8 protein-coding genes are annotated in these 12,034 nt (G+C 68.1%); 5 read left to right on the plus strand and 3 right to left on the minus strand.

Translation table 11 applies throughout. The features are described from left to right. Nucleotides 1-202 precede the first annotated feature (202 nt). The 4 genes from H8F25_RS08865 (at nt 203) to H8F25_RS08880 (ending at nt 5,760) form a co-directional block, all read left to right on the plus strand. Nucleotides 203-1,951, plus strand: a complete 1,749-nt coding sequence (locus H8F25_RS08865; protein ID WP_197213658.1) for a diflavin flavoprotein — start codon at nt 203-205, stop codon at nt 1,949-1,951. 160 nt (nt 1,952-2,111) lie between these two features. After that, complete coding sequence (locus H8F25_RS08870; protein WP_197213272.1) at nt 2,112-3,983, plus strand: diflavin flavoprotein; 1,872 nt, start codon at nt 2,112-2,114, stop codon at nt 3,981-3,983. Between the two features lie 511 nt (nt 3,984-4,494). Then, on the plus strand, nt 4,495-5,211 hold the full coding sequence (locus H8F25_RS18030; RefSeq protein WP_197210100.1) for a rubrerythrin family protein: 717 nt from the start codon (nt 4,495-4,497) through the stop codon (nt 5,209-5,211). 330 nt (nt 5,212-5,541) lie between these two features. Beyond that, nucleotides 5,542-5,760 carry a hypothetical protein gene (locus tag H8F25_RS08880; RefSeq protein ID WP_197213659.1) on the plus strand — a complete coding sequence of 73 codons (219 nt, stop codon included), beginning with the start codon at nt 5,542-5,544 and terminating at the stop codon, nt 5,758-5,760. Between the two features lie 390 nt (nt 5,761-6,150). On the opposite strand, the gene H8F25_RS08885 is transcribed toward H8F25_RS08880, so the two are convergent. From H8F25_RS08885 to gcvH, 3 genes are all read right to left on the minus strand, one after another. Continuing rightward, nucleotides 6,151-6,342, minus strand: a complete 192-nt coding sequence (locus H8F25_RS08885) for a hypothetical protein (protein WP_197210101.1) — start codon at nt 6,340-6,342, stop codon at nt 6,151-6,153. 233 nt (nt 6,343-6,575) lie between these two features. Continuing rightward, on the minus strand, nt 6,576-9,506 hold the full coding sequence (gene gcvP / locus H8F25_RS08890; protein ID WP_231597343.1) for an aminomethyl-transferring glycine dehydrogenase: 2,931 nt from the start codon (nt 9,504-9,506) through the stop codon (nt 6,576-6,578). Nucleotides 9,507-9,798: 292 nt separating this feature from the next. After that, entirely contained in the window at nt 9,799-10,188 is a 390-nt protein-coding gene (gcvH, locus tag H8F25_RS08895; protein WP_197210103.1) for a glycine cleavage system protein GcvH, read from the minus strand. A gap of 275 nt (nt 10,189-10,463) precedes the next feature. On the opposite strand from gcvH, the gene H8F25_RS08900 reads away from it, so the two are divergent. Beyond that, nucleotides 10,464-12,005, plus strand: coding sequence for an IS5 family transposase (locus H8F25_RS08900; protein WP_197210104.1), 1,542 nt, complete (start codon nt 10,464-10,466; stop codon nt 12,003-12,005). Nucleotides 12,006-12,034 lie beyond the last annotated feature (29 nt).

The raw sequence follows: 12,034 nt of genomic DNA on the forward strand, positions 1-12,034 counted from the left end.
GGATGGCTGCCATTGCCGGCGGTGATCCCGGCGCCAGGGCGACTGGCCGGAAGCCTTGCGCCGCAGACTTTTTGGCGGAGGGCGCCGGCCCCGGCCGGGATCGGTGCCGCGGTCGCTGCGCCGGCCGCCCTTCAGGGGCTGTTCCTACAGTCCACTCCCCGGACGCAGGAGCAGGAAAGCCATGACCGTCTCCCCCAGCCCGATGCCCGCCGCGCCCGCCAGCGGCCGCCTCAGCCTGCAGTGCCAGGACATCGCCGCGGACACCACCGCGATCCGCTCCCTGGACTGGGACCGCAGCCGTTTTGACATCGAGTTCGGCCTGCGCAACGGCACCACCTACAACAGCTTTCTGGTGCGCGGTGAGCGCACGGCGCTGATCGACACCAGCCATCTCAAGTTCGAAGGCACCTGGCTGCCGCTGCTGCAGGAGCAGATCGACCCCAAGGCGATCGATCACCTGATCGTCAGCCACACCGAACCGGATCATTCCGGCCTGATCGGCCACCTGATCGATCTCAACCCCGAGATCGAGATCGTCGGCTCGAAGGTGGCGATCCAGTTCCTCGAGAACCAGGTGCACCGGCCATTCAGAAGCCGCGCCGTCAAGAGCGGAGAGGAGCTTGATCTGGGCGTCAACCCGGACAGCGGTGTGCAGCACCGCTTCGAATTCCTGAGCGCGCCGAACCTGCACTGGCCGGACACGATCTTCTCGTTCGACCATGGCACCGGCATCCTCTACACCTGCGATGCCTTCGGCCTGCACTACTGCAGCGACGAGCTGTTCGACAGCGATCCTGGCGCCATCGCTCCCGATTTCCGCTTCTACTACGAGTGCCTGATGGGCCCCAATGCCCGCAGCGTGCTGCAGGCGATGAAGCGCATGGACGCCCTGCCGCCGATCACCACGATCGCGGTGGGCCACGGGCCGCTGCTGCGTCATCACCTCAACCTCTGGACCGGCGACTACCGCAGCTGGAGCAGTGAGCGCAGCCAGGGTGAGGCCTATGCGGCGGTCTGCTATCTGAGCCAGTACGGCTTCTGCGACCGCCTCAGCCAGGCGATCGCCCGCGGCATCGGCAAGGCCGAGGCCCAGGTGCAGCTGGTGGATCTGCGCGCCACCGACGCCCAGGAGCTCAGCGCCCTGGTCGGTGAGGCCCGTGCCGTGGTGGTGCCCACCTGGCCCGCGGAGCCGGATGCCGAGCTGCAGGCCTCCATCGGCACCCTGCTCGCGGCGCTCAAGCCGAAGCAGTGGGTGGCGGTCTACGACGCCTACGGCGGCAACGACCAGCCGATCGACACCGTCGCCAGCCAGCTGCGCGGCCTGGGCCAGAAGCAGGCCTTCGCGCCGCTGCGCATCCGTCAGGTGCCCGGCGCCGCCGAGTATCAGCTCTGCGAGGAGGCCGGCACCGACCTGGGTCAGCTGCTCACCCGCGACAAGGCGATCGCGGCGATGAAATCGCTCGACGGCGATCTCGACAAGGCGCTCGGCCGCCTCTCCGGGGGCCTGTACGTCGTGACGGCCCGCCAGGGTGAGGGGGAGAGCGTCCGCAGCGGCGCCATGGTGGCCAGCTGGGTGAGCCAGGCCAGCTTCGATCCGCCCGGCATCACGATCGCCGTCGCCAAGGACCGGGCGATCGAATCGCTGCTGCAGGTGGGCGATCGCTTCGTGCTCAACATCCTGCGCGACGACAATCACCAGCCGCTGCTGCGCCATTTTCTGAAGCGCTTCCCGCCCGGGGCCGATCGCTTTGCCGGCGTCAACGTGCTCGATGGCGTCGCCAGCGGCGGACCGGTGCTCGGCGATGCCCTCGCCTTTCTGGGCTGTCGCGTCACCCAGCGGATGGAGGTGCCGGACCACTGGATCGTCTATGCCGAGGTGGAGCAGGGCAACGTCTCCGACGCCACCGCCCGCACCGCCGTGCACCACCGCAAGGTGGGCAACCATTACTGATGGCCGGCTGACTGATGACCGATCCGCAGTCCGCTGCTGACAGACCACCCACCGCCACGGCCCGTTGTAGACGGGCCCCTACCTCCACCGTCCGCTGTTGACGGACCCCCACCGACGTGGCCCGCGCCGCGCCCGGATCCTCCCCCCGACGGCTGACGCCATGCCTGCCCTCAATCCCCCGGCCCCCCTCCAGGACGCGCCCACGGCCGGCGCCGGGTCGCCCGAGTCGGCTGGCCGCCGCGTCATCGCCCTGCCGATCGAACCGGGCCTCGTCTGTCTGCGGGGCCTGAGCCCGCGGCGGCTGCGCTTCGAGGTGGAGTACGGCCTGGAGCGGGGCACCACCGCCAACAGCTTCCTGTTCGAGGGCGGCACGGCGGTGGATGGTCATCCGGTGCCGCCGGTGCTGATCCATCCGCCCGGCATGACCTACGCCGAGCCCTTCTTCGCCGCCCTGGCCGAGCGGGTGCCGGCGGATGCCGCCCTCAAGGTGGTGGTGGGCGTGGTCAACCCCAACCGGGTGGAGCTGCTGCGGGCGCTGGCCCAGCGCTGGCCGAACCTGGCGCTGGTGGCCTCCAATGCCGGCGCCAAGCTGCTGCGTGAGCTGTGGGACCAGCGCAAGCCGGTGGGCCCCGGCGAGTCCGAGCCGCCGCCGCTGCCGCCTTTGCCGGCCATCGATGTGGTGAAGCAGGACGTCTGCCGCCGCCTGGCCGGGGGCTTCAGCCTCTGCCTGATCCCGGCGCCCACCCCCCGCTGGCCGGGGGCGCTGATGGCGTTTGAGGAGAGCACCGGCCTGCTGATGAGCAGCAAGTTCTTCTCGGCCCACATCTGCGACGAGGCCTACGACGAGGCCAACCGCAGCAGCACCGAGGAGGACCGCCGCTGGTTCTACGACTGCCTGATGGCGCCGATGGCCCGCCAGGTGGAGATGGTGCTCGACAAGCTGGACGAGCTGCCGATCCGCACGATCGCGCCGTTCCACGGGCCGGCGATCGCAGGCAGCTGGCGCAGCCTGGTGGCCGACTACCGCCGCTGGGGCGAGGGCCAGAACCGCTCGCGTCTGTCGGTGGCGCTCCTGTATGCCAGCGCCTACGGCAACACCGCCGCCATCGCCGATGCCCTGGCCCGTGGCGTGTCGCGCACCGGCGTGCGGGTGGAGAGCCTCAACTGTGAGTTCGCCGAGCCCGAGCAGCTGCTGGCGGCCATCCGCGGTTGCGACGCCCTGTTGATCGGCTCGCCCACCCTCGGAGGGCATGCGCCCACACCGATCGTGTCGGCCCTGGGCACGGTGCTGGCCGAGGGCGACCGCAGCAAGCCCGTGGGGGTGTTCGGCAGCTTCGGCTGGAGCGGTGAGGCCCTCGATCTGCTGGAGGGCAAGCTGCGCGACGGTGGCTTCCGCTTCGCCTTCGAGCCCGTCAAGGTGAAGTTCAGCCCTGACGCCAGCCGCATCCAGGCGCTTGAGGAGACCGGCACCGCCCTGGGCCGCCAGCTGCAGGCCGAGCAGCGCCGCAGCGAACGGCGCGCCGCCGGCGGATTGCAGGAGAGCCGCAGCGAACCGGCGATCCAGGCCCTCGGACGGGTGGTGGGCTCCCTGTGCGTGCTCACTGCCGTGCGTGGCGAGGGCGAGGGCCGCCTCAGCGGCGCCATGGTGGCCAGCTGGGTGAGCCAGGCCAGCTTCAGCCCGCCGGGGATCACCGTGGCCGTGGCGAAGGACCGGGCGGTGGAGACCCTGCTGCATGTGGGCGATGCCTTCGCTCTCAACGTGCTCGCCGAGGGGCGCCAGAGCGGGCCGATGAAGCGCTTCCTGCAGCCCTTCTCCCCCGGTGCCGACCGCTTCGCCGGCCTCGAGATGGAGAGCGGTCCGGCCGGTCAGCCGATCCTGCCCGAGGCCCTGGCCTGGCTGGAGGCCACGGTGCAGCAGCGGATGGAATGCGGCGACCACTGGCTGATCTATGCCCGGGTGGATCACGGCGGGCTGCTCGATGCCAGCGGGGTGACGGCGGTGCACCAGCGCCGCAGCGGCGCCAATTACTGAGCCACTGGCCGGAGCCGAGCCGGTTCCATCACGGGACGGGCCTGGGCCATCCCCGCAGCCGGGGCATCCCGTCTGGTCGATCGATCCGCCTGTCCTGGAATCGGGCCTGGGGGGAGCGGCTGGTGCTTGCGCGCCCCCCGCGCCTGCAGCTGTGGTTGAGACCGTCGTTCTGCCGGCGGCCCTCACGCGACCTCCCACGCAACGGAAGGCACCGCTCGCCTCCGGGATGGCGCCCATGGTGTGGGTCAGCAAGTGGTCCGTCGGTGGCAACCGCCTGGCGCCTGTCCTGGGTCGAGAGGGGCGGCGCTGCCGATCGCCCCGTGGGTGGGACCTCGCGGTGCGGGCCGCCATGGCGGGTCGGCTGAGCGCCGCTAACTCATACTGACTCCGGGTTAGTGCTAGGGTTCCGCCATCGCCGGCGCTCCTGTCCCTTCCGGCGGCTGGGGCCTGTCGCTCCGGTCCACTGGGGACGCGAGGCGCCGCTGAAGCCATCCCCTGCGCGGACATCCACATGGATCTCTCCAACCCAGCCACCCAGGCCAATCTCGAAGCCGCCTTCGGCGGCGAGAGCATGGCCAACCGCAAATATCTGTTCTTCGCCGATGTGGCCAAACGTCTCGGCAATGCCGATCTGGCGAAGCTTTTCCGTGATACGGCCAACCAGGAGACCGAGCACGCCTTCGCCCACTTCCGCCTGCTCCACCCCGAGCTGGTGATCGACGATCCCGAGGCGCTGTCGCCTGAGCAGAAGCAGGCGGTGCTGGCCCGTTGCCTGCAGCTGGCGATTGAGGGCGAAACCTACGAGTACACCACCATGTACCCGGAGTTCGCCGCTCAGGCCCGCAGTGACCGGGACGCCTCCGCCACGGCGGAGTTCGAGGAGCAGATCGCCGAATCCAAGGAGCATGCCGGCATCTTCCGCAAGGCCGCCAGCAACTTCGGCTTCCTGGCGCCGATCGAGCAGCACCACGCCGAGCGCTATGGCGTCGCCCTGGAGGCCCTGCAGCAGGGCGGCCAGGCCGGTGAGGCGCCGGCGGCCGTGCCGGGCAAGTGGATCTGCAAGGTGTGCTCGATGATCTACGACCCGGCGGTGGGCGACCCTGATTCCGGCATCGCCCCGGGCACGCCCTTCGAGGCCATCCCCGATGACTGGGTCTGCCCGATCTGCCAGGCCCGCAAGTCGAGCTTCGTTCCTTATCGCGAGCCCGAGCTGCAGGCGGCTGCCTGACGTGATCTGGTAGCGGTCGATACGCTTCCCTGTGATCTTTCGGCTGCGGGGAAGTCGGCTCGCTTCGACTGTCGACGGGATGGCAACTCTCTGTCATCCCGTCTGGACCTTGGATCAGCGATTCCTGGCCTGGCACTGAGTCGGGCGTGAAGAAATCGTGGCGATCGTTGTGTGATCGGGTCCCATTCCTTAGAACATGCCGAGTCAGCGTGTTGCCCGGTCATGACGTCGCCCCTGCGAGGCCCTGTTCCCGATGGCCGGGCGAACGCTCCGGCCGCGGCGGCTCCACGGCGGCTGCCGCGGGCGTCAGCTCCGGGAGAGGAAGCCCTGATGGCGGCGCTGGTCGCGGCCGGCGCCAGCCGCAGCGCCGTTCGCTATCGCGGCTTCGTGCTGCTGCCCCAGCCCGATCTGGGTTGGTTGGTGCGTCCGGAGCGCAGCCCGATGACGGTGCTGCCCTTCCGCACTCCCGCGATTTCGCTGTGTGATGTCAAGGCGCTGGTGGACTGGCGCCTGGATGGGGCACCGCTGCAGCCTGGCCCGAGGCGCTGATTCCTCCTCGGTTCGCGGATGGCTGCTCGGCTCACTGGTATCCGCTCGGTTCACAGTGCCGACCGTCGGGCCTCCGTCCTTCGATGGAGCTGGGCGGCAGGCGTTGAGGCGGCCCTGGCCTTCCGGGCTGCGGCGCTGAGATCAGGAAAGCGCTGTCCGTAGAGCGCTGTCCGTGCTGCGGTCGGCGTGATCGCCACGGCGGCCGGGCCGCTCGGTCGGAGCGCGCCGCGCTGATGAGGGTCTCCATTGGCTCCCAGGGCAGCCACGGCAGCCGGTGGAGGGTCGCCCGTCGTCCTCCAAAGAGCAAAGGGGCAGGCCAGGCATGTCCTGCTCTGGTCCTGCCCTGCTTCGCAGGAGTGAGGCCAGGCCTGTCGTCTGTCCCTGGAGGTGTCAGGCCGCCTGGGGCGGGGTGGGATGGGAGCCACCGCCGGCCTGGAAGGGCAGCACAAGGGTCGCCCAGCGCTCGGGGCGCTGCGGGCGGCTGCGGCGGGGGAGCCTCACCCCGAAGGGCACGCGCACCACGTTGGTGCCCTCCACGCGCACGCTGTTGATGGAAGCCTCAATCGGGCCGTTGCCGTCCATGGTCCCCAAATGATGAATGGCAGAGTCCTGCCGCGGATTGCTGTCGTCACCCGTCCGAGATCAGGTCAACCGATTGCTGTGGGAACGGCCAGAGAAGCGCGCTTCGCTGATGTGTTCCGCCGCTTCGATTGGCGCCGATGGCGGATGTCTGAAGCCCTTGAGCCGAGCGGCTCGTGTGCAGCAGGCACCGCAATGATGCGCCATGCGTGGCGTAAATGGTAATGGCGTGAGCCTCAGGCGGCCACTTCCGCAACCGGCATGGCGGTGGCCAGCTCCTCCACCGACGGGCAGGTGCACACCAGATGGCGATCGCCATAGGCGTTGTCGATGCGCGCCACCGCCGGCCAGAACTTGTCGGATCGCTGCGATTCGCCCGCCGGATAGGCGGCCTCGCTGCGGCTGTAGGGCCGCTCCCATGCATCGGCGGTGACGGCCGCCAGCGTGTGCGGCGCCCGCTTGAGCGGATTGTCGAGCGCGTCGCAGCGGCCCTCCTCGATCGCCCGCGCCTCCGATCGGATGCCCTCCATGGCGGCGCAGAACCGATCGATCTCGGCCAGGCTCTCGCTCTCGGTGGGCTCCACCATCACCGTGCCCGCCACCGGCCAGCTCACGGTGGGGGCATGGAAGCCGTAGTCCATCAGCCTCTTGGCCAGGTCGTCCACCTCCAGGCCGCAGCTGCGCTTGAGCGGCCGCAGATCGAGGATGCATTCGTGGGCCACCCAGCCACCGGCACCGCGATAGAGCACCGGGTAGTGGGGCTCCAGCCGCCGGGCGATCACGTTGGCCGCCAGCAGCGCCGTCTGGCTGGCCAGCCGCAGCCCGGGGCCACCCATCAGGCGGATGTACATCCAGCTGATCGGCAGGATGCCGGCGCTCCCCAGCGGCGCGGCCGACACCGGCCCGACGGGTGGGTCGCCATCGGCTGCAGCCGAGGCCAGGGGATGCCCCGGCAGGAAGGGCACCAGATGCTCCGCCACCGCGATCGGCCCCACGCCCGGTCCGCCGCCGCCGTGGGGGATGCAGAAGGTCTTGTGCAGGTTCAGATGGCAGACGTCGGCCCCATACAGGCCCGGCTTGCACAGGCCCACCTGGGCGTTGAGGTTGGCCCCGTCGAGGTACACCTGGCCCCCCTGGGCGTGTACCAGGTCGCAGATGCGGCGGATCTGCGGTTCGAACACGCCGTGGGTGGAGGGATAGGTGACCATCAGCGCCGCCAGCCGCCCGGCGTGCTCGCGGGCACGGGCTTCGAGATCACTCAGGTCGATGTTGCCCTGGTCGTCGCAGGCCACCGGCACCACCTGCAGGCCGGCCATCACGGCGCTGGCGGGATTGGTGCCGTGGGCGCTGGTGGGGATCAGGCAGACCGTGCGGTGCCCCTCGCCGCGGCTGCGATGCCACGCCCGGATCGCGAGCAGGCCGGCGTATTCCCCCTGGGAGCCCGCATTGGGCTGCAGGGACACGCCGGTGAAGCCGGTGAGGGCCGCCAGCCAGGCCTCCAGATCGGCCGCCAGCCGCCCGTAGCCGCTGCAGCGCTCCGCCGGGGCGAACGGATGCAGGCGGCTGAACGCCGGCCAGCTCACCGGCGCCAGCTCGCAGGCGGCGTTGAGCTTCATCGTGCAGCTGCCGAGCGGGATCATCCCGTGCACCAGGGACAGGTCCTTGCTGGCCAGGCGCTGGATGTAGCGCAGCAGCTCGGTTTCGCTGCGGTGGCGGTGGAACACCTCCTGACGCAGCCAGGGCTCGCGGCGCTGTGGCAGGGCACCCCAGGCCTGGGCCGCCAGGGTGCGGGGCTGGGCGGCACTGTTTTTGAGCGCGTCGCGCAGCACCGCGATGGCGGCGTCGAGGCCTGCCGGAGCCGTGTCGGCGAGCAGCAGCCGCACCAGGGTCTCCAGTTCGGCCGGCCCGCTGCGCTCATCGAGGCTGATCGCCAGAGCCTCCGACGCCCCCTCGCCGCGTACGCCATGGCGCAGCAGCAGGTCGGCGGCATCGGCCCGTGCCACCAGTTCCCGCGCCCGCGCCGAGCGCACCACCACGGTGTCGAAACCGGGGCCGGGATCCACCGCCAGGCCGCCGGCCGCCAGGGCCGCCGCCAGGGCCTGGCGCAGCTGCAGGATTCGCCCGGCGATCGCCTCCAGCCCCTCGGGGCCGTGGTGCACGGCGTAGAAGCCGGCCATCACCGCGAGCAGCACCTGGGCGGTGCAGATGTTGCTGGTGGCCTTGTCGCGGCGGATGTGCTGTTCGCGGGTCTGCAGCGCCAGCCGCAGGGCCTCGTTGCCCTCGGCGTCGCGGGAGACACCCACCAGACGGCCGGGGATCTGGCGGCGGTAGTCCTCGCGGGTGGCGAAGAAGGCGGCGTGGGGGCCGCCGAAACCCAGGGGCACGCCGTAGCGCTGCAGGCTGCCGACGGCGATGTCCACGCCCAGATGGCCGACGGGGGCCAGCAGCACCTGGGCCAGGGGATCGATCGCGGCGGTGCTGATCACGCCGGTGGCCTGGCAGGCGGCCAGCAGGGGCGCCGGATCCCAGAGGCGCCCGGCGGTGCCGGGCAGCTGCAGCAGCAGGCCGAAGGCGTCCGCGGGCAGAACGTCCTCAGGGCTGGCCCCTGCCGCCAGGGCAGCGGCCAGGGCCTCGGCATCGATCGGACTGAGCATCAGTCCCAGCGGCTCGGCCCGGGTTTGGAGCACAGCCAGGGTCTGGGGCAGCACCTCCCGATCCACCAGGAACGTGCGCGTTGCCCCTCGCCGGCAGACCGCCCGCGCCAGGGCCATCGCCTCGGCGGCGGCGGTGCCCTCATCGAGCAGCGAGGCGTTGGCGATCGGCAGGCCGGTGAGCTCGCTGATCAGGGTCTGGAAATTGAGCAGGGCCTCCAGCCGTCCCTGGGCGATCTCGGCCTGGTAGGGGGTGTAGGCGGTGTACCAGCAGGGGTTCTCGAGCACGTGGCGCTGGATCAGAGCCGGCGTGACGGTGTCGTGGTAACCCAGGCCGATCAGGGCGCGGCCGGGGCGGTTGGCGGCGGCGATGCTCGCCAGCTCCTCGAGGGCGTCGTCTTCGCTGCAGCTCTGCGGCAGGCCGCTGACCGCCTGCTCCGCCGGCAGCAGGATGTCGGCGGGCACCACGGCCGCGCTCAGCGCCTCGAGGCTCTCGAGCCCCAGTTCCGCCAGCATCTGTTCGCGGTCGGCCTGATCCGGTCCGAGATGGCGGATCGGGAACAGGGCGCTCACGCGGGACCGGGCAAGGGGTCGCGGGATCCTAAGGACGTTGCGGCGGTCGACGGCCGCGGGTGGCGTCCTGGAAGGTGCTCCCCTTCACCTCTCGGCCTGAAGGAATCGCGGCCTGAAGGAACGGGGGCCACGCCGTTCGGGCCGCGACCATGAAGGCGTGGTGCACCGCTGTCACCGGAGGGCCTGTTGTACGCGGAGCCGCGGACTGCCCGCTGCCGGCCGCCGCAGGGAGACCTCAGGTTCCTTCCACCTTGGTGCGGTAGGTGTCGGCGTCCATCAGAGCTTCGGCGGCGTTCGCCTCGCCGGGACGCACCAGCAGCAGCCAGCCCTCGCCGTAGGGGTCGTTCTGCAGGGTCTCGGGGTCGCTGAGCACCCCCTCGTTGCGGGCCTCCACCACGCCGCTCACCGGCGCCATCAGATCCTCGACCGCCTTCACCGATTCGACGCTGCCGAAGCTCTGGCCGGCCGTGATCGTGGCGCCCACCTCCGGCAGCTCCACGAACACGATGTCCCCGAGCTGGTCGACCGCGAAGGCGCTGATGCCGATGCGCAGGGTCTCGCCCTGAGTGCGCACGTATTCATGACTGTCGGCGTAGCGGCAGTCGTCGGGGAAGGAGAGGGCCATGGCCAGACCGGCAGCGGCGGCAGCCTATCGGGTCCGGTCGGGACCGACAGCATTGAGCCGAGGTCCGGTCTTGGTGGAATCGTCAGTCCCGGTCAGAATGGAGTTTTCACGGTACGGGGGTGCATGCCCAGAATCGCCTATTTCTTTGGCATCTCTATCTAGGGCGTGCTGAGAATCCCAGACCCACTGCCCCGCAGTTGATTCCAACAGGAATCTCATGATAGGATGGCCTGTAATCAGCCATTCCTGGCCTAGAAGAACCTGCTGACACGCAAATGTACGTTTTTCAGCACACCGGTCAGCTGTCGATTGAGGAGTTTCACTCGCCCTTTGGCGGGAAGCTCGATCCCAACAACCGCTGGGTTCTGCTCCACAAGTTGATTCCGTGGATTCAACTGGAAAGCCACTACGCGCCCCAGTTCAGCGCCAAGACAGGAGCCCCAGCCAAGCCCTTCCAGATGGCGTTCGGTGCGCTCTACATCCAACGACGATTGGGAGTGACGGATCGAGAGACGGTGGAGCTGATCACGGAATCACCCTATCTGCAATTTTTCATTGGCTTGAGCGGTTACCAGCCCCTGCCGCCGTTTGACGCCTCCATGATGGTGCACTTTCGCAAGCGAATTGGCCCTGAGCTGATCAAGGTCTGCAATGCTATGACCAAGGCCAACGGGATCGCAATGATTCAGGAGATGCTCGCTACTTGCGAGCAGGAAGACGGCATGACTGCAGAGGATCACAAGCAGCTTGCGGCCATTGAGGAAGAGCTGGGGGTGAAGCCAGCATCGCTCGATCCTGGCAGCAACTGGGGAACTCTGATCCTTGATGCAACCTGCGTGCCTGATGACATCCCCTACCCAGTGGACTTGAGGCTGCTTGCTGAGTCCCGGGACACAACGGAGAAGGTCATTGACGAGTTGTTCAAGCAGTTACAGGGCAAGATTCCCCGCAAGCCGCGCTGCAATAGCGTAAAAGCTCATAACCTATTCCTGGTTATCATCAAAAAGAAAAAGCCAAGCCGTGAGGAGATCCGGGAGGCGAAACGCTTCCAGCTCAACGAGATCAGCCGTAATCTCAGAGCAATTGACGGCATGATCTATTGCGGTGCAGAGCTTTCGGGGCTTGGTTCACAGCTGTACCGCAAGCTGCTGATCGCCAGTGAAGTCGCCCGGCAGCAACAGGAGATGTATAACGCTGACAGCCGGCGCATCGATGACAGGATCGTGAATCTGATGAAGCCACATGTAAGACCGATCGTGCGAGGCAAGGCGGGCAAGAAAACCGAGTTCGGGGCCAAGATTTCAATTTCTGATGACAATGGCTTTGTCGATGTGGATCGGATCAGCTGGGACAACTACAATGAAGCCAACGATCTGATCACACGTGCCGAGCAATACAAGGAAGAGCGAGGATACTACCCGGCCCGGATCTGTGCCGATTCAATCTATATGACATCTGGAAGCAAGAAGTTCTGTGAGGCTAATAAAATCAGACTCAGCGGCCGCCCACGCAAGAAGCAGGTCGAAGCCGAGGTGCAGACAGCAGAGCAGCAAGAGCTGTTCAAATCAGACATGAGAAAGCGTTCCGTGATCGAGGGAAGAATCGGGACGGGCAAGCGGAAATACGGACTGGATCGAATCCTAACCAAGTTGGTTGAAACATCAAGAACAGTGATCACGATGGCGTTCTTTGTCATGAATGTCGAGAAGATCATGAGGCTACTGCGCCTCTTGTTCGCTATTTTTGTCTCTGTGTACATCCTGATGCTTGGTTTGTGCACTGTCCGGTGCCGTCCAGCGCTTCTGTGGGCTGCTTAGTCAGCTTCCAGGAGTAAAACTGCGGTCAC

The organism is Synechococcus sp. CBW1004 (genome assembly GCF_015840715.1).
GTDB lineage: Bacteria > Cyanobacteriota > Cyanobacteriia > PCC-6307 > Cyanobiaceae > Cyanobium.

Bases quoted from the DNA above. Each gene is read 5' to 3' on its own strand.
- H8F25_RS08865 (WP_197213658.1), top strand. From the start codon at position 203: ATGCCCGCCGCGCCCGCCAGCGGCCGCCTCAGCCTGCAGTGCCAGGAC.
- H8F25_RS08870 (WP_197213272.1), top strand. From the start codon at position 2,112: ATGCCTGCCCTCAATCCCCCGGCCCCCCTCCAGGACGCGCCCACGGCC.
- H8F25_RS18030 (WP_197210100.1), top strand. From the start codon at position 4,495: ATGGATCTCTCCAACCCAGCCACCCAGGCCAATCTCGAAGCCGCCTTC.
- H8F25_RS08880 (WP_197213659.1), top strand. From the start codon at position 5,542: ATGGCGGCGCTGGTCGCGGCCGGCGCCAGCCGCAGCGCCGTTCGCTAT.
- H8F25_RS08885 (WP_197210101.1), bottom strand. From the start codon at position 6,342: ATGGACGGCAACGGCCCGATTGAGGCTTCCATCAACAGCGTGCGCGTG.
- gcvP (WP_231597343.1), bottom strand. From the start codon at position 9,506: ATGCTGGCGGAACTGGGGCTCGAGAGCCTCGAGGCGCTGAGCGCGGCC.
- gcvH (WP_197210103.1), bottom strand. From the start codon at position 10,188: ATGGCCCTCTCCTTCCCCGACGACTGCCGCTACGCCGACAGTCATGAA.
- H8F25_RS08900 (WP_197210104.1), top strand. From the start codon at position 10,464: ATGTACGTTTTTCAGCACACCGGTCAGCTGTCGATTGAGGAGTTTCAC.